The organism is Brevibacillus jepli (assembly GCF_047229145.1).
In the GTDB taxonomy this organism is placed as follows: domain Bacteria; phylum Bacillota; class Bacilli; order Brevibacillales; family Brevibacillaceae; genus Brevibacillus.
The window spans coordinates 125928-146292 of sequence record NZ_JBFEFW010000013.1; the positions used below are offsets into that span (position 1 = coordinate 125928).

The window sequence follows — 20365 nt, forward strand, 5'->3', positions numbered from 1 at the left end:
CCTACAGAAATTGTTATTTTCAAACTGTTAGGAAAATAGCAAGGGGGAAGTCAGATGAGTTTCTTGAAAGCGGAAATAGAAGTATCCTCATCTATAGAGCTAGTATGGTGGGCATGGACTAGAAAGGAACGGCTTGTTCAATGGTTTGCCCCTGATGCAACGATTGAGCCGTATTTGGGCGGAGCGTACGAGCTGTATTTTAATCCAGCGAATCGCGACCAGATGGGGACGAAGGGATGCATCATCACCCATTTTGAACCAAAGGAGCGCTTGGGCTTTACTTGGAAGGGACCCGACGATTTCGCAGATGTCATGAACCATGAAGATGCTTTGACCTATGTTCTTGTCACCTTGTCTGAGTCAGAGGGGAAGACGAGTGTGTTAGTCGAGCATTTCGGTTGGAAAGAGGGAGAGGAGTGGGACAAGGCTCGCAACTGGCATGAAATGGCTTGGTCCCACGTATTGGGGAGTCTGAAATCTGCACTTGAATCTGGCAAAGGAGATTTGTGCTGCTCTCCAGAGACTGCTCATCAAGGGTAGTGTATGCTGGTCCGTCAAAACGAGCCCATGTGATGATTACAATTACAGAATATGAGAGACAATCAGATTATAGACGTGATCTTGCACTTCAACTTACAATGAAGAAGGCTCGTACTGATAGGAAAGAGGAAACATAATGACAGCAGCGATACTATTGTTTATTCTGGCGGGATTGGCTGAAATCGGCGGAGGATATTTGGTCTGGCTTTGGCTGAAGGAGTCCAAGCCATATTGGTATGGTATAGTCGGTGCACTGATTCTCGTGTTGTACGGAATCATTCCTACTCTTCAGAACTTCCCTTCCTTTGGGCGAGTGTATGCCGCCTATGGAGGGGTTTTTATCATTCTCGCTATTTTTTGGGGATGGCTGGTGGATAAAAAGACACCCGATTTATACGACTGGGTTGGGGCTATCATCTGCTTGGTCGGAGTGAGCGTCATCTTATGGGCGCCTCGCCAGTAGGGTTTGGGAGTGGAGGCTGAAATGAAGAGCTTTGAGGAATTGTATTGCGAAAAGGATTCAGCGATCGAAGAAATAAAAAAATGGCAGTCAGGATCAGACAGGACGATTACTCTGCTTCCAGTTGTTCATGAGGAAGGGAAGAAACAGCTCGTTGATTTACAAGTTTCGACGAGGTCAACGCTTGGTGCTGTTGCTTATGAAACAGGTGGAATTCTGATTCATCGAGGATGGTTACGGATATTGGGGTCTGGTCATTCTGATTTACCTCGTTCTATTGCTTCTTGGAATCAGCAGTGTGATCTGAATCAGGCACTGTTGGTAGCTGACGATGTCATCGGCGGATTTTTTGCGATCAATGGTGGAATGTTCCCTGATTCATTAGGCGGGATATGGTATTTCGCTCCTGACAGTCTTCAGTGGGAAGATCTCGAAATCGGGTATACCGACTTTGTCCACTGGGCAATGACGGGGGATATCCATACGTTTTATTCTACATTTTTCTGGAAGGATTGGGAGAAGGACGTTTCCAAGTTGAAGGGAGATGAAATGTTCTCCATCTATCCTTTTTTGTGGTCAAAGGAAGCCAGTGAATTAACGATGGAGGGGTGCTCAAAGAAACCGGTACCCGCATTGGCTATTTGGGAAATGAGCAAGAAAGCTGAGTAAACGAAGAAAGAGCCGTCCAGGAATGGACAGCTCTTTTCTTTATGATTGTTTTGTCGCTGCAACTTCAGCTTGAGCGCTGCTAGAATCCAAATATTCATCTGGTCCGATAATTCCTGCAGCACGGTCTTGTTTTTCCAGTTCCAGTGCTTTCGGAACAGAGAGCCAGTAAGCGAGAGCAATCCCGATAATACCTGCACCCAATTTACCAATCATGACTGGCAAAATAATGTTTGGTTGAAAGTTCGCCGAGAAGGACAAGTGGTCACCAAGCAAGAAAGCTGCACAAACCCCGAAGGAGATGTTGATAACTTTGTCTTTCGGCGGCATGGAACGAACGAGACGGAACATAGCCAAGATGTTAGCGCTAGTTGCCAGCAAGCCCGCACTACCAGAAGGGCTCATGCCCAGCTTGTTACCCAATATTTCCAGTGGCTTCGCCGCATATTTACGCAGCATGTATACCATTGGGAACGCACCTGCGAGCATAATACCGATGTAACCGGCAGTTTCCAAGGCACGATATTGATCGGTTGGATCTGCGATGATTGGATCGAATCCCCAAGCTCCAAAAACCTTTGTAAAGATGCCAGTAAAGTGTTGCACGATAGAGAATACGAGAACGAGCTTGATACCAGCGTCCATTGTTTTACCGAAAATCATAAACCCGCGAATCATCAAGTCTGGCAAGAAACGCAGACCAGCAGCAATCGCTAATACGAAGAACAAAATCGGCGAAAGGTTCAGAAGCACCTGACCGAATCCAATGGCAAAAGCATAAGTTGATTCAGCGTTCGTCGAGATTTCAGCACGAACTTCTGCATTCGTCAAAACGAGAATAGCACTGGAGATAAAAGCACCAATTGGTACTGTTAAAATACCGGACATTACGCCAAGCGCCATGTATTTATGGTCGCGCTTGTCCAACATAGCAAGTCCCATCGGAATGGAGAAAACGATCGTAGCACCGGCCATCAGACCGACGATCATTGCCATAACCCATCCCTCAGTGGTAGTTTTCAGGAGGTTTGCCAACTGATAGCCACCCATGTCAGAAGCGAGAATGGCGGTTGCAGCAATCGCTGGATCTGCTCCGATTTTATTGAAGATAGGTGATACTGCTTTTTCTACGAACCAAGAGATGTAAGGGAGTGACGCCATGATACCGGCAGCAGGAACGAAGATGTAACCGGTTGAGTGAATCCCTTCCATGAACTCTTTACCTAGACCCTCATCACTGTTGCGGATCGCGGCAATGGCACCAATCACTGCACATAACATGATGATGTAAATAATGACGCTTCCAATGTGCTCCATGGATATCCCACCTTTTTGCAGATGTAAACAATAAAAGCACTTAGGATCTCATAAATGAATGAGATATACCCTAAGCGCCTTTGCTTATTTCGTATGAACTTGTTTACAGGTAATGGTAATAAAAACCGATCTGGAACCGCTTTCATAGCTCGCTAAAAAATAAGCGAAAGTTGAAGTCTCTTCTATTTCGTTGTGTAAGTTTTGACAACTCCATGCTAGAAAGCGCCGTTGCTTTACCTGCATTATAAAGTGATTATATGGGGAGGCATCACTAATGTCAACTGCTCTTTAGGAACAAAGAACGAATTTTTGTGAAGAAAAGAAGCTGGAAAAAAAAGCCGCCCTTGTTATTGGCAAGGGCAGCTTTATGTGTAATTTACAGTTTTACAACGTTCTCAGCTTGTGGTCCACGGTTGCCTTCAACCACGTTGAATTCAACGCGTTGGCCTTCTTCAAGGGATTTGAAACCTTCGCCTTGGATTGCGCTGAAGTGAACGAATACATCGTTTCCGCCTTCAACTGCGATGAAACCATAACCTTTTTCTGCGTTGAACCATTTAACTGTACCTGTTTGCATGGGTGTTACCTCCAACAAAATAAAATGAATATGTAACTTTTATTTATGATAAAATAAAATTCACACATTGTAAAAGGTTCGAACATAAGTGTAAACCCTTTACAATATGTGAACGCTTTAATAAGAATGTTTTGTTTAAGATAATACTAACACAGACCAAACAGGAAAGCAATCGCTCAATGAATGAAAGGACGACCTAAGTACAGAAAGGCTCAGAGCCGTCCCTTTTACAATAAACAGCGTATCTCTTACGAAAAGAACTTTACTCTCTCATCCAACGGTTGGAATTGTTTTTCACCAGGTTGAGCGGTCGGTTTGCCAAAAGGCATTTGTGCTCTCAGCTTCCATTGGCTAGGGAGATTCCATGTTTGTCGGACTTCTTCATCAATGAGTGGATTGTAGTGCTGCAGCGACGCACCGAGGCCTTCGATTTCCAATGCCGTCCACACGACAAACTGGAGCATACCGGAAGATTGCTCAGACCAAATCGGGAAATTGTCTTTGTACGCTTCGAATTGCTGCATCAGGTTCTCGACGACACTCTGATCTTCAAAGAAAAGAACAGTCCCGCAGCCGCTGCCAAAGGCATTCATTTTTTCTTCCGTTGGACCGAAATTCTCAGCGGGAACGATCTTACGCAGTGTTTCTTTGGTTATGTTCCACAGCTTGTCATGCTCCGCACCAAAAAGGACGACTACACGAGCACTTTGTGAGTTGAAAGCGGATGGTGTGTATTTTACTGCATCTTGCACGATTTCTTTAATGCGCTCATCAGATACAACGTTTTCTTTGCTGATCCCGTAGTACGTTCTTCTCTCTTTTATGGCTGCGATAAAATCTTTACCCACTCTTCATTCCTCCTGCAACTTGTTTTTACCTTAACATGATGGATAGAAAACGTGTCACTTATTCAAATTGGTGTAAATCAAAGCAATAAGGACACTTTCTTTCGGTTACAATGGGATGTGACAAGGTTCAAGCTTCAAAGGAGGATATATATGATAACAAAAATGGCAACGGTAGCCGTCTATGTAGAAGACCAGCAACGGGCAAAAGTGTTCTGGACAGAAAAGGTTGGGTTCGAAGTTAAGCAAGAACATCCGATGGGGCCAAACAGCAGCTGGCTGGAGGTTGGACCAGCAGGTGCCCAGACGGCTTTAGTACTCTATCCGAAAAGTATGATGAGCAACTGGCAGGAGCTAAAAGCTTCGATTGTTTTTGAATGTACAGAAATTGAAAAGACGTATGAAACAATGCGCGCGAACGGTGTTGCTTTTGACGGAGAGCTGAACAAAATGCAATGGGGGACATACGCGACTTTTCAAGATGAGGATGGCAACAGCTATTTGCTAAAAGGGTAAAAAAGTACAGATGACCTCTGGCCAAATTCGGCTGGAGGTTTTTTCAAATAGTCAATCAAACGATGGCGCGAACGAGGTAAAACATATGAGTGGTTGGCAGACCGTCCGCTGTCGCATGGTGGTCAAAGATAGGCATGATGCTTTCCATATGCTGCTCGATTGTGGACGTGAGAATCGTCGGACTTTGCCCGAAGCAACGCATGCGAATGACATCCAGCGGAGTTTGAAAATACTCGGTGGCAACCACCGTCTGTATGTCGACGTGATAAAAGTCAGCTTGTTTGATTCGCTCCTGCAAATTTTGAAGAATCGGGCTGCCAGCTGGAGGGGAGCCAAATAAATGAGGAAACCATTCAAATAATTCGGCAGACAACTGATCGCCAGGGTGTAATCCGATGAATGCGCCTCCTTTTTTCACAACGCGTGTGATATCCGGATAGGCGGAGGTAGGTCCCTTGCGATTGTAGGCGAAATCGAATGTATCGTCTGGGAAGGGGAGCGTATTTTTCGTATTGGTGATGACGAAGGACACGTTTTCAGGTGTTTGGGTACGGGCCTTTTTCACAAACTTTTCCGTAACATCCAAACCGACGATTTCTTTGGCTGAAGGGCTCCAGTGTAGGGTGAATGCTCCGTGTCCGCATCCAATGTCGAGAACGGATTGATTCGGAACCATGCGAGTGATTTCTTCCATGAAAAGGGACTCGCCGTTCGGTTCGGTAATGGTAGAGCGCCAAGGGTAGACGTATTCACCAGTCATTTCGCCCAGCTGAGTGTACCAGGCTAAAGAGTGGGGAGCGAGCCAGTCGGGATGGGTGTTCGGATTCGGTGGATGAATCATGATTAGTCACCTCTCATCTAACGAAAATGCACAACAGGTTCCATTGTAATAATTTTCCTGTCTTTTGACAAACTCTTTAAACGGCTTTACATGAGCGAAAAGTAGCGATAACGTGGAAGATGGAGTGCAGTTGAAAGGAGCCAGGACAAATGGTTTTGTCGCAAAAATATAAAAGCATTCTCATTGTGACCTCGGTGGAGGCAGAGCGGGATGCAGTGATGCGCGGCATTCAGGGAGATGAGCGCTTCACAGTCATTGCGGGGGGCGTAGGACCAGCAGCAGCTGCAGCGAGTACAGCCAGAGCGCTTGCTGGCGCGGATTACGATTTGGTCATTTGTGCAGGAATATGCGGTGGATTCGTGGGACAAGCAGAGATTGGGTCGCTGGTTGTGGCGACAGAGATTGTTTGTGCGGATTTGGGGGCCGAGACGCCTGAGGGCTTTTGCAGTGTAGACGAGCTGGGCTTTGGTTCCGCTCGGGTAGGTGTCGATCAGGAGCTGGTCGAACAGCTGACACAATCGATGAACAAGGCAGGCTTGTCTGCTAAAAAAGGCATCGTCCTTACCCTGTCTACCGTGACCGGAACAGCGGAAACAGCGGCGGCTTTGGCTAAGCGGATGCCAGATGCGTTAGCTGAAGCGATGGAGGGGTATGGTGTCGCTACTGCGGCCCAGGCTGCTGACCGATCTGTTCTGGAAATTCGCACGGTATCGAATGCGATTGGACCACGGGATAAAGCTGCTTGGCGGATAAAAGATGCGTTGGATGCCCTCGAAAAGGGAAGCTCTGTATTACGGGAGGTACTATCATGAAAATAGCGTTTTCGCCATGTCCGAATGATACCTTTGTTTTTCATGCATGGGCACATGATTTGATTCCGGGTGCACCTAAGCTCGATATTATGTACGCAGATATCGATATTACCAATACGCTTGCTGCACGGGGAGAAGGACCAGAAGTTATGAAAATCTCCTATGCGGCATTGCCATGGGTGATGGACGATTACTCGTTGCTCCCTTGCGGAGGGGCATTGGGCCGAGGGTGCGGGCCACTTGTTTTGACTCAAGGGAATCCGGGCGAGAGTGCGAATGATCCTGCACGCCTGTCCAATAAGCGTGTAGCGGTACCTAGTGAGCGCTCCACAGCTTATTTGCTGTTCCGACTCTGGGCTGCGCAAAATGTCCCTGGTGGGTTAGGAGAAATTGTTGTCATGCCGTTTCATGAGATTATGCCTGCTGTACGTGACGGCAAGATCGATGCGGGGCTTGTCATTCACGAGGCGCGTTTTACGTACCAAAACTACGGTCTGTCTCTCATGACCGATTTGGGTAACTGGTGGGAGTCTGATACCAATTTGCCGATTCCGTTGGGGGCGATCATTGCAAAAAAATCGTTGGACATCGAAGCGCTAACCAACTGGACGCGTTCCTCTGTGGAATATGCATGGGCGAATCCGACTGCTTCGCAAGAGTATGTGATGTCCCATGCCCAAGAGCTGTCCTTGGAGGTAGCGCAAGCGCATATTAACCTGTACGTGAATGAATTTACGAGAAATTTGGGTGACGATGGGTACGCAGCTGTGACGGCGTTGCTCGGGCGGGCAGCCGAAGAAGGGCTTGTACCAGCATTTGATTTGTCTACATTACGGCGATAGCGGATGGAATAAAGGCGAGGGGGCAGCTTACATGGTTGCCCCCTTTCCTATTGGAAGAAGCACTACCCTGCATAGATCACTCCACATGCCAAACGTTTTCCGCTATTGCCTGCCGGCTGCGAATGGTAGTCATCGGGACTTTGATGAATGAGTACAGATTTGCCGACCACATCCGCTGCACTGATTTTGTTTGTGAAAAAAGTCATTCGCGCATAGCCATCATTGGAAAAAAGCACGGGGAAGTCGCCTACATGGTTGCCATGTGGCTGGTGCGTAGGGTTCCAGTGGTTACCTGCAGCGGTAAAGGGATCTTCCGGATTGCCTACCGTACATATTCCATGCTCATGCAGATGAAAGCCGAATGGCCCGATTTGCGGCCGATTGCCGGAGGCTGGCTGGAAAGCGGGCAAACCACTGACTTCTACGAAGACTTCGGTACCGTAGGGGACATCAGTGAATACGACATAGCCATGCAGGTTCGGCGCCAGTGGACTGCCCTGGATTTCGGCAAACGATTGTCCTGTTCTGCGCCCATATTGGGAGGACACGGCTCGCAAGTCATTTTCATAGGGGTATTCATATGGCTGGTACCCGTACATGTTACACACCACCTTACTTCAAGATCCCGTTTGATACATCTTATGTAAGGAGTGGGCGCATGGTTACTTGCCCGGATAGGAAAACCAAGCGACTTCATAGCGATGTGAGAGGTGCAGCCCTGCCTTTTTTGCGGTTTTTTGCGAAGCGATATTCGAATCCATGCAGTCCCACCACACGGTTATTCCTTCCTGATGTAGTCTGTTTCGCAATTGATGAGTAAGTACACTCGACAATCCTTTTTGACGATAGGGCTCGAGTGTTTCTACTCCGATAGCATGAATCGACTGATACACCGCGGTGGACACACAAATACTCGCGACTTCGTGATCTGATGTAAGAGCTGCATATCCGTAGCCATTTTCCAAGTATTCATCGATAGAGTGCCAATACTCATGGAGGTAGTCGATGACAAAATCAGGGGTGGAAGGAACGACGGTATCGCGCCCTCGTAAAAAGCTTTCCCCGAGTTCAATGGAATAGAAGGAGGCGGGTATAATGAGAGAAGGGTCCTCGCCTTGATCAAGGGAAGAACGATACACGAATTGAGTATTTACTTCTAAGCTACTATTTTTCATGATTGGCGCAAGAAGTGTATCCCATTCATTTGATTCCCTCGAGAATTCAAAATAAGTAAGGTCCTTTTGCTGCAAAAAAGGGCCGATTTGCGTTTGGAAAAAAGCGGTGAAAGCTGTTGGATGAACGCTCATACTTGGTTCACCGATGAAAGAAAAGCCGTTTAGACCGGTTGACCATACCAATGCACAAGTAGGCTTGTCCCGGTTATCTACCCAAATGATTCCGGGATGATTACCTGCTACTACCCCAGCAAACATCACGTCACTATTATTATGGAGAAGCTGTTTCGCGAGCTTTTGACTTCCTTTTACAAGGTACATGCACTTCCACTTCCTTTTGATAGGGGTTCTATAGTTCTACTAGTAAGTATTTTCCAGATGATTACGAAGTTCCTTTTCCCGCGTGAATATTGACGGTGATAATTATTATCATCTACAATCAGGTGGAATTCCCCGGCATGGGCAAAAGGGTGGGCAAAACGTGAAAAAAGTGCTGTTGATAGAAGATGAAATAAATATGGCCCGATTTATTGAGCTGGAGCTGCGTTACGAATCGTTTGCGATCACAGTCGCACACGATGGACATAAAGGACTCGATCTGGCTTTAAAGGAAGAGTGGGATGTCATTTTATTGGACGTCATGCTTCCGGGGCTTGATGGTATTGCGGTTTGCCAAAAAATACGCAGCGTGAAAAAAACGCCGATCATTATGCTGACAGCAAGAGACAGTATTACGGATCGTGTCTCTGGGTTGGACAGTGGTGCCGATGATTATATTCCGAAGCCATTCGCGATCGAAGAGCTGTTGGCACGTATGCGCGTCGTGTTTCGCAGACAAGAAGAACAGGAGAATGCCAACCGATCATTGCTTACGCATCGAGGGCTGGTAGTCCAAATGGAGGGCAGAGTCGTCACCAAAAATGATCAGCCTATCGAGCTGACCAAGCGTGAATACGATCTGCTCGTAACGTTTATGAAAAACATCAATCGCGTATTGCCGCGTGAGGTGCTCTTGGATACCGTATGGGGCTTCGAGGCAGCTGTCGAGACCAATGTAGTCGATGTGTACGTACGGTATTTGCGCAATAAGATTGATTCCCCAAATGAGGACAGCTATATCTCGACTGTACGCGGGATTGGCTATGTGATGCGAAAATGAGAGGATCATCCCGATTCTTGAAGCTCCCGATCAAATGGAAGCTGACACTTTGGTCATCGCTGCTGCTTTTTCTCGTATTCATTGGCTACAATAGCGTCCAATATTTTTTTGTAGAGAAGTGGATGTTTACTAAAGAACAACAGGTTGTCGAACAGACGATGCAAGAGTTCCTCAACTATGCGTTGGAAAAAGAGCTTTCTTTTGAAGGAGAAGACCTCACAGAGCTACGGAGCTTTCTGGAGAAAATCAATCAACGAAACCAGATGATCCGCATTCTGGACGAAGAGGGGAATCCGATCGTCGTTGTATCGGAAAATTTTCAAGATATTACACTTCCACCGCTACCGCCTGTTCAATCGATTCGCACACAAACGCAGGAAGTTAGTGGCGACCTGTTAATCATGAGTAGTCCCCTCACGATCTTTCAATTTAACGGGACGGTCATGATTCTGAAGAATATGAAAGAGTTTGAGCAGCTGAGTGGCGCTCTCTTTCAGGTCATGGCGATTGGTTGTTTGACTGCCGTGATTATTAGTGGTCTGGGTGGCAGATTGCTCGCACGACAGCTGTTGAAGCCGCTGCAATCCATGAATGAAACGATGAGCAACGTCAGGCAAGAAGGCTTTCATGAACGCGTACAGTTTCACGATAATCAGGATGAGATTGCGACCTTGATGAAGATGTTCAATAAAATGATGGATCAGGTGGAGCGATCCTTTTTACAGCAGAGACAGTTCGTCGAGGATGCCTCTCATGAGCTGCGGACGCCGATCGCCATTATCGAAGGGCATCTGGGAATGCTGCGACGCTGGGGTAAAAATGATCCAGCCGTTTTGGAGGAATCCCTGCAGACGTCCATTCAGGAGCTCGCCAGACTAAAAGGATTGGTGCAGGAGCTGCTCGTTTTGACGAGAGCGGAGCATGTTGAGGTAGACGAGGATGTAGCGCTTCATGATCCGGATCGGGCTGTCAGTCACATGGTAAAGAAATTCGCCATGATTCAACCAGCTTTTACGATCGAGCAGGAACTAGCTCCTTTGGCTGGGAAAATTCTCGCGATATCGGAGGAACATCTGGAGCAAGTATTGCTGATTCTTTTGGATAATGCGGTCAAGTATTCCGGAGAGAACAGAAGAGTCCGTATCAGGGCCAAGGTGCAAGGAAATGTTGCCTGTATGGAAATCATAGATGATGGGATAGGCATTCCCGAACAGGACTTGCCGTATGTCATGGATCGGTTGTATCGCGTAGATAAGGCGAGAAACAGCGGGGAGAGCGGGCATGGACTTGGACTGGCAATCGCCAAACGTCTGCTTGCGCGTTACAACGGCAGCATTACGGTACAGAGTGTGGAGCAAAAAGGGACAACTGTGACTGTTCTTGTGCCGCTTCGTCAGTAGATTGGCTGCCCTAAGTGTCTTGCTATAAAAAAACGAAGATGTTTTTTTATTTTCACATCATTTTCTCATTTTTGTTCGTTACAATAAGCCTTGTCAATTGGCAATGATATTCATTATCAATAATCAATGCGATAGAGAGGGAGAATTAAAAATGAGAAAGAAATCTATGCTAGGGCTCATGCTGAGCACGATGCTGGCGCTGCCAATACTTGCTGCATGCGGAAACGGCGCAAATACTGCCCAGCCGCAAACAGAAGCGCTAAAGGCACAAGAGCCAGCTGCTACAGAGCAAGTCGTTAACGTATTTACTGCGCGCCACTACGATATTGATAGCAAGCTGTTCGCTGAATTCACCAAGCAGACAGGCATCAAGGTGAACGAAGTGAAGGGTACAGCAGAAGAGCTGGTTGAGCGCTTGAAGCGTGAAGGCGAGAGCTCTGAAGCGGATTTGTTCATCACGGTTGACGGTGGTGTTTTGAACTACGCGAAGCAAAACGGCGTTCTGCAGCCGATTCAATCTGCTGAGGTAGAGAAAAATGTACCGAAAGAACTGCGTGATCCTGACAACCAATGGATCGGTATGGCTACCCGTGCGCGTGTCATCGTCTATGCGAAGGATCGTGTGAAGCCAGAGCAGCTGTCTACGTATGAAGATTTGGCTACGGACAAATGGAAGGGCAAAGTCCTGGTACGCTCTTCTTCCAATTTGTACAACCAGTCTCTTGTTGCTTCTTTTATTGAACTGAACGGTGAGCAGGCTGCATTGGATTGGGCAAAAGGTCTGGTAAACAACTTCGCTCGCAAGCCAGAGGGTGGCGACCGTGATCAGGCAAAAGCTGTTGTTGCCAAAGTCGGCGACGTTGCGATCATGAACACCTATTATGTTGGACAAATGCTGAATTCCAAAGATGCAGAGGAAGTAAAAGTCGCGCAAAACATCGGTGTCTTCTTCCCGAACCAGGAAACGACAGGCACACACTTGAACATTAGCGGAATTGGCTTGACCAAGCACGCGAAAAACAAGGACAATGCGGTGAAACTGGTTGAGTTCATCACAGGTAAAGAGGCTCAAACGATGCTGACAAACGGAAGCTATGAATTCCCTGTCAATGCAGAGGCTGACATGCCTGCTCTGTTGAAAGAGTGGGGAGAGTTTAAAACGCAAAAGCTCGACTTTGCTAAGCTGGGCGAGTATAACAAAAAAGCGGTAGAGCTGCTGAATCAAGCAGGCTGGAAATAAGTATGACGGGAGCACTTTTGCGTAGAAGCCTGAGACGTAAGCTGAACGGGTGGGTAACGCTGAGCGTGATAGGGGCCTTCTTGGCCCTTCTCCCGTCTCTTTATATTTTTTTCGGACTCTTTCAAAAACAGAATGAAAACTGGCAGCACATTCAGGAGTACATGCTGCTGGATTACGCGCTGCAATCGCTATGGCTCGTACTCGCTACGGGAGCCTGTACGATCATCGTAGGTGTGACGCTGGCCTGGCTGGTCGCTGCCTACGATTTTCCGTTTCGTCGCTTTTTTTCATTCGCTTTTGTACTGCCGTTGGCGATTCCTCCGTATATCGCAGCTTACACATACGGCTCCATGCTCAGCTATACGGGGAGCATCCAGACGTTTTTGCGCGATACATTCGGGTGGACGCTCGATCAACGCTACTTTGACATTATGTCGATGAAGGGCGCTATTTTTATATTTACCCTGTTTTTATTCCCGTACGTTTATTTGATTACCAAAACATTTCTGGAAAAACAAAGTGCTGTGTTCATTGAAAATGCCAGATTGCTCGGAAAAAACCAGACGCATATCTTTTTTCGCATCGTCCTGCCGATGTCACAGGCAGCCATCGTTGGTGGCGCAAGTCTGGTAGCTTTTGAAGTACTGAATGATTATGGGGTAACCAAGCATTTCGGGATTCAGTCTTTTACAGCAGCGATTTTCAAGACGTGGTTTGGCATGTACGACGTAGATTCGGCGATCCGCTTATCGGCGTGGCTCATGACATTGATCATCGGGATTTTTATCGTGGAGCGACTCGTGCGTAAACGGAAAAAGTACAGCTCTCCGACGAACAAGAGCACTCCGCTCACAAGAAGAAAACTGCGCGGACTCCCGATGTACGCTGCAGTGGCCTTTGGGTTGATAATCGTTTCTTTTTCGTTCGTGATTCCTGTTGTGCAGCTCATTGTCTGGGCAACGTGGACGTATGAGGAAGTGTTGAACGAGACCTTCTGGAAGCTCTTGAGCAATACGCTGTTCATCTCAATCATCTCAATCACCATTTTGATGCTGCTCGCCGTAACTGTAGCGAATGTCATCCGATTTTCCCGAGGCTCGATATTCGCTGTGGCACTGACGCGCTTGATTTCCATGGGCTACTCCATTCCGGGTGCAGTCTTGTCGATCGGTGTGATGGCGGTGGTGATGTCCGTTGATAAAGAACTGAGTTCCTTCTATAGCTGGCTGGGCTTAGGATCAAACAAGCTGGTACTCAGCATGTCGTTGTTCATGCTGATGTTTGCCTACATCATCCGCTTCCTGGCAGTCGGATTTAATGCGGTCGAGGCAGGGTTTGAGAAGACAGGCAACCGCTATTCAGAAGCGTCACGCATGCTTGGGATGAGCATGACACGAACGTTCTTTAAGGTGGATTTGCCACTCATCAAAGGTGCTGTGCTCACTGGTTTTATCCTGGTTTTCATGGAAATTGTGAAGGAATTGCCGCTCACCTTGCTCCTTCGTCCCTATAACTTCGAGACACTGGCGACAAAGGCATATCAATATGCGAGCGATGAACAAATTCATCAGGCCGCGATTCCGTCGCTCTGTATTATTGCAGTGGGGATCGTCTCCGTTTATTTCTATCACTGGTTAGGAGAGAGACAGGCAAAATGACTTTTTTTGAAGTGAAAAACCTGACGTTTGGTTATGCGAGCGGAAACGGAAGCGTCATCCGAGATTTTTCTTTGCAGATGGAGCAGGGGGAAGTCGTCGGACTGCTTGGTAATAGCGGTTGCGGAAAAAGTACATTGCTTCGATTGATTGCCGGACTAGAGTCCCCGAAGAGTGGTCGTATCCTGATTGATGGGAGAGTGTTGGTCGATCAGGGGCAGTTCGTAGAGCCAGAGCATCGGGGGATCGGCATGATTTTTCAGGATTATGCGCTGTTTCCTCATTTGACTGTGGAGCAAAACATTTTGTTTGGCCTGCATCGCTTGTCCAAAACGGAGCGTCTGCAGCGTTTGAAAGAAATGCTGGCGCTCGTGCAGCTCGAAGGCTATGGCAAGCGATTTCCGCATGAGCTGAGCGGGGGACAGCAGCAGCGTGTCGCTTTTGCTCGTGCGCTTGCACCTAGACCGGCTATCTTGTTGATGGATGAACCATTCAGTAATTTGGATGCTGAGTTGAAAACGAAAATACGCGACGATTTGAAGCAAATGCTGCGAGCTGCCAAGATGACCTCGATCCTGGTCACGCATGACAAAGCAGATGCGGAAACGATATGTGATCGCATTATTCGCATGACTCGATAAGGGCAAAGTGTAGCCACCAGCCTCCAAAGTGCATAGTTGTACTGCACGTTGTTGTATAATGTGCTTACAAGGATTGCAGTGTGTGCGGTTTGCTGTCTTTTTCGTCAGTACCGTTCAAATAGAGGAGGATGGAACATGAAAATTGAAGTGTGGTCTGATTTTGCCTGCCCGTTTTGTTATATCGGAAAGAGACGTCTGGAAGGGGCGCTCTCCCAATTTCCACATAAGGACCAAGTAGAGGTCGTATATCGCAGCTTCCAGCTCGATCCGCATATGGAACGCGATACAGATTTGGACAGTCATAGCGTGCTGGCGAACAAGTACGGCATTCCACGTGAGCAAGCGAAGCGGATGAGTGACCAAGTAGCCCAACAGGCGAAAGGAGTCGGTCTGGATTATCATTTCGACACCATGGTTATGACCAATACATTCGATGCGCATCGCTTGACACACTACGCCCATGCACATGGAAAAATGAAAGAAATGAAGGAACGCTTGCTGAAGGCATACTTCACAGAATCTCTCCATCTCGGAGACCACGAGGTATTGGCGCAGCTTGCTTCCGAGGTTGGATTGGACAAGGAAGAGACGTTGGCCATGCTGGCAGGAGACGAATACAGCGAGCAGGTACAAGCGGACAAACAAAAAGGAAACGATTTGGGTGTCACTGGAGTACCGTTCTTTGTCATTAACGACAAATATGCAGTATCGGGAGCCCAGCCAGGGGAGGTATTCTTGGGTGCACTGAATCAGGTGTGGGAAGAAGAAAGCTCCGCTCCTGCTCTGAAATTTGTGCAGAACGATGAGAAAAAAGATGAGCAATCCGGCGACAATTGCGCAGATGGCTCCTGCAAAATATAAGCGACAGTCAGATAAAACCGATTCCATTTTGGGGAGTCGGTTTTTTTGTGGAAAAATTTCCTTATTACATGAAACAAAAACGGATCTCATTCGAATAATGATCAGAGTGAAAAACAACAGAGAGACAAGCCCCAAAAAATAGAGCGAGTGAGGGACGAAACATGAACAAATGGACGAAAAGTGTATTTGTACTAATGGCAGCGAGTCTCGCGGTAACGGCGCCCATCAGTACGGTGGCTGCAAAGGAATCTAGCGCATCAGTTCAGGAAGAGAGCAAAGGCAATGGTGCCATCGATGAGAACCTGATCAAAAAAATAGAAAAATCATTGGAGAAGCTGGCTCAAGTTGTGCCCTATGTAAAGAACTATCCCATCACTGAATATGAGATAAACGAAAAGTCATCCCGGATTGAAGTCAATAAATATCAATCGAAGGAGAAGAAAGCTCCCTATGTGAGCTTGTATGTCGATCAAAATACGGGTGAAGTGAAATTTTTCAGCCACATCACAGGCAAAGGAGACTTCTCTTCCACTTATCCCTTAGAAGATGCGAAGAAAAAGGCAACGGAGTTTATGAAGCAATGGTATGGGGAGGACATGGCCGGCTATCAGCTGGACGAGGAAGCGACCGAATATAATTCTTCGATTTTGTTTCGCAAAACGATCAATGGTGTTCCGTTTCGCAATGACACACTCAGCTTTGCTATAAATAGCGAAGGGCAAATTCAGCATCTGGCGAGTGGCGATGGACTTACAGAGCAAATCGAAATAGAACAGGATATCCGTAAGATCCAATTCGCTGATCCAAACAAGGTTCACGCAAAAGAAAAAGTAGAAAAGATGTTTGCTTCCGCGATGACGCCGATCTACGGACAGAGTGCAGATGGGAATAGCTACAAGTTCTTGTATACCCCTTATCTCGGTGAAATCTATGCGAGCATCGGAAAAGAGCTCCCAGCGAATAAGAACAACAAGATTATCCATTTCGAACCAAAAGCAAAGCAAGCGATCATCAAGTCAAAAGAAGAAGCAGCTGCGTTCCTGGCCGCCAAGACAGGTTATGACCCTGCGAAAGGACGCTCAACTTTTAAGGAAGAGAGCGATCCGAAAACCGGAATCAGCAATTACTTGTGGATAACGGAAGATGAGTTGATCGCCAATATCTTTTTCGAAACCAAGACGGGAAAGGTCACGAATTATCAGGTATTGGATACGAAACGGAAAAGTGAAGCTGATAAAAAGCTGAGCGAAGAGCAGGCATTAAAAGCTGCCGTGGAAGCCATGTCCGAGTTCTTGCCTTCCACCGATAAAGAAATGGTAATAACCGCAAATCGATATGAAGCGGGTAATAACTTATACGAATTTGATTTTACCATGCTTCATCAGGGGTATCCAGTAGATGGGATGATTAGACAGGCCCATGTGGATGCAACCACGGGTAAAGTCACTCTCCTTGACTGGAGAGTCTCTCAAAATATGAAACTACCGGATAGTAAGAACGCCATGACAAAAGAGGAAGCAGCCAAAAAGTTTCTGAAAAAATATCCACTCAAGCTGTATTACTCCTTGGATGAGAACAACAAAAACGCAGCCAAGCTTGTTTATCTTTCTCCACTCGTTCCTAAAGAGGACATCGATGCCCTGACAGGTGAGTTTTACACCTATGGGGAAGAGGAAGAAGCCGAATAAAGCGAGATAGAGAGAGTGAAAAAATCGCAATAGAAAGGGGGGAGCCTGTTGTCTGGGGATTTGGCAGAACGAATCGGGGTTATTTACGAAGCTCACTACGATGACATTTACTATTTCTTGCTCTACTTTACGGGGAGACAAGAAGATGCAGAAGACATGGTGCAGGAAGTATTTTCACGACTATTAAAAATACTGCCGAGGTATGACGGGCGGGTAGCGATGAAGACTTGGCTTTTTTCCATCGCCAAGCATGTCGCAATTGATCATTACCGCAAGCAGAAGTGGCAGCGTTTGTTCCGAGACAACTGGTTGGTCCTCATGAAGTCTACGGAAGGCCTTCCAGAAACGGAGCTGGAGATAAAGGAAGAAATGCAAAGTATTCAGCTTGCGTTGCAAAAGCTAAAGCCCGATCAACGCATCATTGTGATTTTGCGCTACATAAAGGAGTACAGCGTCAAGGAAACAGCCGAGATACTGGCGATTCCCGAGACAAAGGTGAGAGTGGACTGCCACAGGGGACTAAAGGCGTTGCAGAAAATACTCGGCAACGCTTGCGAGGGGAGGATTGCGAATGAGTTTGCCAGATGAGAACCACTTAATCGAACGACTGAAGCAAGTCAGACAGGAGAGCGTCCCACCTCGTCCAGAGTGGAAACAGATGGGCAAAGAAAGGTTAATTCGTGAGGCAGATCGCCTTCAGCAAGCAGAGAGGTTCAAGCGAGCTGTAGCGGGTGCAGGTACCTTTGCTGCGGCTGTATTCATTGGGGTTTGGATGAGCTATGATTCACCGCTGAAGCCATCTGCTGACACGCAAACGGCCATTTTGCCCCCTGCAGAGATGACAGTGAGGATGTCCCCACCGCTTGCCATCCCTTCCCCGTCAGTCGAATCCCAGTCTAAGCCACAGCAGGAAACTACCCAGAAGGTAGACAACAAGATCGTTCTAAATCAAACGGTTGCACAAGATGTTTCAACGCCGCATCCCATAGCACAGGAGTCCGCAACGAAGCCAGAAGAAAGTACCCAACCGACACCGACACGCGTGAAATCGCCATTGGAAGCAAAGGCAGAGGCGTTTTTACATAAAAAGCTGGGAGCGCAAAGCAGTCAGTTTGAAGTGGATTACGTACACTCGAATTTGGCAGCAGGGGAGGTTGCTTTTCGAAAAATAATCAATGGTATCCCTCTTCAGGAGAATAGCGCAATGGTTCGTATCTCTCCAAAAACGGGGGAAATGACCTTGCTCTTATACCCTGGTTTCGAAGATAGCGTGATAGCGCCACAGTCTGGCAATCATGACAAGGCGATTGACAAAGCGAAGGCAGCTCAGCAGCTGGCGAGTACGCTTCGGCTCGTTTATACAGGGGAAGAACAACCGGAGCTTCGCTACATGGCAGATTCAGATTTTTATGTAGAGGCGAAAACAGGGAACCTGATTACCCTGACGAAAGCAGAGAAAAAGTCCTTTGCCGTTACGGGACAAGGAGAACCACCGTTGTTGAAAACATCTCAAGAAGTGGCAGAGCTGCTCGGCAGTAAGCTGGGAATAAAGGTGGAAGAAAAACCTTTCGTCCATGTAGAAAAGCATGGGATTTCCTACTCTTGGAGCGTGGAGGGCAATGCGGTTTCCGTCGATACGACTGATGAAGGAGCATTTCTCGGATATGCACAGTTGGCTGCGAATGGACAGGAGCAGAAGCGAGAAACAACAAACGAACAGGCACAAGCACTCGCAATCGCCCACTTGGAGAAATTCCTCCCAACCGATGTGCGAGAGTTATCGTTGGAAGCGACCCATAAGTCAGCCGACATCATTCAATTTACGTTTGCCCCGATAGTCAACGGGATTCCTGTCATCGATCATCCATATCGGGTCTCGGTCGAGCTTACTAGCGGTCTAGTTACAGAGCTTACGGGCAATTTTGCGGAATTATCATGGACCCACAACAATCAGACAATCAAAACACTGTCAAAGGAAGAGGCACTCCTTCAATTTGTGCAAATCGTTCCACTGGAATTGGTGTACCTGCCAGCAGAAAATGGAGCAGCACCTGTACTCGCTTACCAAATCCGGCGGGATTCAGAGCAGCCATGGGCAATGGATGCCAGAACAGGAAAGGCTGTTAATTAAAGAGTACGAAGCAAACCTCCATGACAGGACTCTCATGGAGGTTTTGTTTTTTCAAAGACTTACAAGCTGTTCCTTTAGAGCAAGCGCCAGCTCCAATGATTGGGTGGCATGGTCTACATCGATGATCGATGGCGTATTGTCCGCAAAGCATTGAATGGCATGTCGCAAGCTCTGTACATACGGATTGACCGGTTCGAGGACGAGCTCATTTTTGCCTGAGTCGGTGTACTCCCATAAGAAAGCTTCCGTTTGCCCATGGCTGTCGGCTTCCTGAAACACGAGCTTCGCCTTCTCGAAGTACGCTTCGTACCCGACAGTAAATGGGTACGAGCCAGGCATCTGAGAGGAGGCGACAATTTCAGCATATGTACCCGCATGATGAAAGCAAGCCTGGACGAGGGATTGTTTTTTGTCCGCTGATTCTGACCCCCATACGTTCATGCTGGCTTCACGACCGAACAACCACGTAATGTAGTCCAGCTCGTGGATCATCAGGTTGGTCGTAATGGAGGCCAAACCAAGATCACCCCACAAGGGAGCAGTCTCTCTTTTGAGCGAGAGGGAGAGGAGCTGTCCGTACCGATTATCTGTATAAGCTGTGCGAAGATAAGTGTACGCAGGGTCAAATTTGATAAATTGATTTACCAGCAGCCTTTTTCCCGAACGGTCTCTGGCGTGTCTCATGGCTTGTGCATCGTCTAGCGTATAACAAACGGGCGTTTCGCAGAATACATGCTTTCCGTTTTCGAGAGCTTCTATGGCGTACTGCCGATGTAGCGACGATGGCAAGCAAATGTCCACGACATCGATGGAAGCATCACGCATAATCTCGTCCATTTGCTGCGTAATATCCACGTGCAGCTCTTCCTTCAGCTTTTGTAGCTTCGATTCATTTCTACCGAAAACGAATACCTTCTCCACACCATCCATTTTTGTTAGCAAATGCGCATGATACGCACCGAAGCCAGTTCCTAACACGGCAATTTTCATCTCACATAC

Annotated in this window: 22 protein-coding genes; 15 read left to right on the forward strand and 7 right to left on the reverse strand. The window is 47.3% G+C overall.

Going from position 1 to position 20365, the window contains the following annotated elements:
* Window positions 1–54: 54 nt before the first annotated feature.
* The 3 genes from AB1L17_RS16105 (at window position 55) to AB1L17_RS16115 (ending at window position 1669) form a co-directional block, all read left to right on the forward strand.
* Window positions 55–540 carry an SRPBCC family protein gene (locus AB1L17_RS16105; RefSeq protein WP_412844434.1) on the forward strand — a complete coding sequence of 162 codons (486 nt, stop codon included), beginning with the start codon at window positions 55–57 and terminating at the stop codon, window positions 538–540.
* A gap of 136 nt (window positions 541–676) precedes the next feature.
* Window positions 677–1003 carry a YnfA family protein gene (locus tag AB1L17_RS16110; RefSeq protein ID WP_412844435.1) on the forward strand — a complete coding sequence of 109 codons (327 nt, stop codon included), beginning with the start codon at window positions 677–679 and terminating at the stop codon, window positions 1001–1003.
* Window positions 1004–1024: 21 nt separating this feature from the next.
* Window positions 1025–1669: a DUF2625 domain-containing protein gene (locus AB1L17_RS16115; RefSeq protein WP_412844436.1), complete on the forward strand. Its 645-nt coding sequence runs from the start codon at window positions 1025–1027 to the stop codon at window positions 1667–1669.
* 39 nt (window positions 1670–1708) lie between these two features.
* Here the strand turns inward: AB1L17_RS16115 and eutH are convergent, their stop codons facing one another.
* The 3 genes from eutH to AB1L17_RS16130 form a co-directional block, all read right to left on the reverse strand.
* Window positions 1709–2983 carry an ethanolamine utilization protein EutH gene (gene eutH, locus AB1L17_RS16120; protein WP_412844437.1) on the reverse strand — a complete coding sequence of 425 codons (1275 nt, stop codon included), beginning with the start codon at window positions 2981–2983 and terminating at the stop codon, window positions 1709–1711.
* Window positions 2984–3359: 376 nt separating this feature from the next.
* Window positions 3360–3560, reverse strand: coding sequence for a cold-shock protein (locus tag AB1L17_RS16125; RefSeq protein WP_023556290.1), 201 nt, complete (start codon window positions 3558–3560; stop codon window positions 3360–3362).
* Between the two features lie 248 nt (window positions 3561–3808).
* Window positions 3809–4408 carry a nitroreductase family protein gene (locus AB1L17_RS16130; protein WP_412844438.1) on the reverse strand — a complete coding sequence of 200 codons (600 nt, stop codon included), beginning with the start codon at window positions 4406–4408 and terminating at the stop codon, window positions 3809–3811.
* 150 nt (window positions 4409–4558) lie between these two features.
* On the opposite strand from AB1L17_RS16130, the gene AB1L17_RS16135 reads away from it, so the two are divergent.
* Complete coding sequence (locus tag AB1L17_RS16135) at window positions 4559–4921, forward strand: VOC family protein (RefSeq protein ID WP_412844439.1); 363 nt, start codon at window positions 4559–4561, stop codon at window positions 4919–4921.
* 55 nt (window positions 4922–4976) lie between these two features.
* Here AB1L17_RS16135 and AB1L17_RS16140 read toward each other — a convergent pair whose 3' ends face one another.
* Window positions 4977–5762, reverse strand: a complete 786-nt coding sequence (locus AB1L17_RS16140) for a class I SAM-dependent methyltransferase (RefSeq protein WP_412844440.1) — start codon at window positions 5760–5762, stop codon at window positions 4977–4979.
* 149 nt (window positions 5763–5911) lie between these two features.
* Between AB1L17_RS16140 and AB1L17_RS16145 the strand changes: the two genes are divergently transcribed.
* Window positions 5912–6574, forward strand: coding sequence for a futalosine hydrolase (locus tag AB1L17_RS16145; RefSeq protein ID WP_412844441.1), 663 nt, complete (start codon window positions 5912–5914; stop codon window positions 6572–6574).
* On the forward strand, window positions 6571–7416 hold the full coding sequence (locus AB1L17_RS16150) for a 1,4-dihydroxy-6-naphtoate synthase (RefSeq protein ID WP_412844442.1): 846 nt from the start codon (window positions 6571–6573) through the stop codon (window positions 7414–7416). The genes AB1L17_RS16145 and AB1L17_RS16150 overlap by 4 nt, the downstream gene beginning before the upstream one ends.
* A 62-nt stretch (window positions 7417–7478) precedes the next feature.
* Here the strand turns inward: AB1L17_RS16150 and AB1L17_RS16155 are convergent, their stop codons facing one another.
* The gene (locus tag AB1L17_RS16155) at window positions 7479–8015 is read right to left on the reverse strand and encodes a superoxide dismutase family protein (RefSeq protein ID WP_412844443.1); all 537 of its coding nucleotides are present in this window, start codon (window positions 8013–8015) and stop codon (window positions 7479–7481) included.
* Window positions 8016–8078: 63 nt separating this feature from the next.
* Entirely contained in the window at window positions 8079–8912 is an 834-nt protein-coding gene (locus AB1L17_RS16160; protein WP_412844444.1) for a GNAT family N-acetyltransferase, read from the reverse strand.
* Window positions 8913–9072: 160 nt separating this feature from the next.
* On the opposite strand from AB1L17_RS16160, the gene AB1L17_RS16165 reads away from it, so the two are divergent.
* From AB1L17_RS16165 to AB1L17_RS16205, 9 genes are all read left to right on the forward strand, one after another.
* Window positions 9073–9750 carry a response regulator transcription factor gene (locus AB1L17_RS16165; RefSeq protein WP_412844445.1) on the forward strand — a complete coding sequence of 226 codons (678 nt, stop codon included), beginning with the start codon at window positions 9073–9075 and terminating at the stop codon, window positions 9748–9750.
* The gene (locus tag AB1L17_RS16170) at window positions 9747–11150 is read left to right on the forward strand and encodes a sensor histidine kinase (RefSeq protein WP_412844446.1); all 1404 of its coding nucleotides are present in this window, start codon (window positions 9747–9749) and stop codon (window positions 11148–11150) included. The genes AB1L17_RS16165 and AB1L17_RS16170 overlap by 4 nt, the downstream gene beginning before the upstream one ends.
* 151 nt (window positions 11151–11301) lie before the next feature.
* A complete protein-coding gene (locus AB1L17_RS16175) occupies window positions 11302–12390 on the forward strand; it encodes a Fe(3+) ABC transporter substrate-binding protein (RefSeq protein ID WP_412844447.1) in 1089 nt (362 codons plus the stop codon).
* A gap of 2 nt (window positions 12391–12392) precedes the next feature.
* Window positions 12393–14048, forward strand: coding sequence for an ABC transporter permease (locus tag AB1L17_RS16180; RefSeq protein WP_412844448.1), 1656 nt, complete (start codon window positions 12393–12395; stop codon window positions 14046–14048).
* A complete protein-coding gene (locus AB1L17_RS16185) occupies window positions 14045–14686 on the forward strand; it encodes an ABC transporter ATP-binding protein (RefSeq protein WP_412844449.1) in 642 nt (213 codons plus the stop codon). Before AB1L17_RS16180 ends, AB1L17_RS16185 begins: the two co-directional genes overlap by 4 nt.
* A 135-nt stretch (window positions 14687–14821) precedes the next feature.
* Window positions 14822–15547, forward strand: coding sequence for a DsbA family oxidoreductase (locus AB1L17_RS16190; RefSeq protein WP_412844450.1), 726 nt, complete (start codon window positions 14822–14824; stop codon window positions 15545–15547).
* Between the two features lie 161 nt (window positions 15548–15708).
* The gene (locus AB1L17_RS16195) at window positions 15709–17235 is read left to right on the forward strand and encodes a YcdB/YcdC domain-containing protein (protein WP_412844451.1); all 1527 of its coding nucleotides are present in this window, start codon (window positions 15709–15711) and stop codon (window positions 17233–17235) included.
* A 48-nt stretch (window positions 17236–17283) separates the two neighbouring features.
* Window positions 17284–17823 (forward strand): RNA polymerase sigma factor, encoded by a 540-nt coding sequence (locus AB1L17_RS16200; protein WP_412844452.1) that lies wholly within the window; start codon window positions 17284–17286, stop codon window positions 17821–17823.
* Window positions 17807–19366, forward strand: coding sequence for a YcdB/YcdC domain-containing protein (locus AB1L17_RS16205; protein WP_412844453.1), 1560 nt, complete (start codon window positions 17807–17809; stop codon window positions 19364–19366). The genes AB1L17_RS16200 and AB1L17_RS16205 overlap by 17 nt, the downstream gene beginning before the upstream one ends.
* Window positions 19367–19417: 51 nt before the next feature.
* On the opposite strand, the gene AB1L17_RS16210 is transcribed toward AB1L17_RS16205, so the two are convergent.
* Window positions 19418–20356, reverse strand: coding sequence for a Gfo/Idh/MocA family protein (locus AB1L17_RS16210; protein ID WP_412844454.1), 939 nt, complete (start codon window positions 20354–20356; stop codon window positions 19418–19420).
* Window positions 20357–20365: the final 9 nt, after the last annotated feature.

Excerpts from the sequence above, each read along its gene's own strand:
- AB1L17_RS16185 (WP_412844449.1), top strand. The coding sequence starts at position 14,045 with ATGACTTTTTTTGAAGTGAAAAACCTGACGTTTGGTTATGCGAGCGGA.
- AB1L17_RS16155 (WP_412844443.1), bottom strand. The coding sequence starts at position 8,015 with ATGTACGGGTACCAGCCATATGAATACCCCTATGAAAATGACTTGCGA.
- AB1L17_RS16125 (WP_023556290.1), bottom strand. The coding sequence starts at position 3,560 with ATGCAAACAGGTACAGTTAAATGGTTCAACGCAGAAAAAGGTTATGGT.
- AB1L17_RS16205 (WP_412844453.1), top strand. The coding sequence starts at position 17,807 with ATGAGTTTGCCAGATGAGAACCACTTAATCGAACGACTGAAGCAAGTC.
- AB1L17_RS16140 (WP_412844440.1), bottom strand. The coding sequence starts at position 5,762 with ATGATTCATCCACCGAATCCGAACACCCATCCCGACTGGCTCGCTCCC.
- AB1L17_RS16135 (WP_412844439.1), top strand. The coding sequence starts at position 4,559 with ATGATAACAAAAATGGCAACGGTAGCCGTCTATGTAGAAGACCAGCAA.
- AB1L17_RS16150 (WP_412844442.1), top strand. The coding sequence starts at position 6,571 with ATGAAAATAGCGTTTTCGCCATGTCCGAATGATACCTTTGTTTTTCAT.
- AB1L17_RS16170 (WP_412844446.1), top strand. The coding sequence starts at position 9,747 with ATGAGAGGATCATCCCGATTCTTGAAGCTCCCGATCAAATGGAAGCTG.
- AB1L17_RS16210 (WP_412844454.1), bottom strand. The coding sequence starts at position 20,356 with ATGAAAATTGCCGTGTTAGGAACTGGCTTCGGTGCGTATCATGCGCAT.
- AB1L17_RS16145 (WP_412844441.1), top strand. The coding sequence starts at position 5,912 with ATGGTTTTGTCGCAAAAATATAAAAGCATTCTCATTGTGACCTCGGTG.
- AB1L17_RS16115 (WP_412844436.1), top strand. The coding sequence starts at position 1,025 with ATGAAGAGCTTTGAGGAATTGTATTGCGAAAAGGATTCAGCGATCGAA.
- AB1L17_RS16175 (WP_412844447.1), top strand. The coding sequence starts at position 11,302 with ATGAGAAAGAAATCTATGCTAGGGCTCATGCTGAGCACGATGCTGGCG.
- AB1L17_RS16105 (WP_412844434.1), top strand. The coding sequence starts at position 55 with ATGAGTTTCTTGAAAGCGGAAATAGAAGTATCCTCATCTATAGAGCTA.
- AB1L17_RS16190 (WP_412844450.1), top strand. The coding sequence starts at position 14,822 with ATGAAAATTGAAGTGTGGTCTGATTTTGCCTGCCCGTTTTGTTATATC.
- AB1L17_RS16110 (WP_412844435.1), top strand. The coding sequence starts at position 677 with ATGACAGCAGCGATACTATTGTTTATTCTGGCGGGATTGGCTGAAATC.
- AB1L17_RS16195 (WP_412844451.1), top strand. The coding sequence starts at position 15,709 with ATGAACAAATGGACGAAAAGTGTATTTGTACTAATGGCAGCGAGTCTC.
- AB1L17_RS16180 (WP_412844448.1), top strand. The coding sequence starts at position 12,393 with ATGACGGGAGCACTTTTGCGTAGAAGCCTGAGACGTAAGCTGAACGGG.
- AB1L17_RS16160 (WP_412844444.1), bottom strand. The coding sequence starts at position 8,912 with ATGTACCTTGTAAAAGGAAGTCAAAAGCTCGCGAAACAGCTTCTCCAT.
- eutH (WP_412844437.1), bottom strand. The coding sequence starts at position 2,983 with ATGGAGCACATTGGAAGCGTCATTATTTACATCATCATGTTATGTGCA.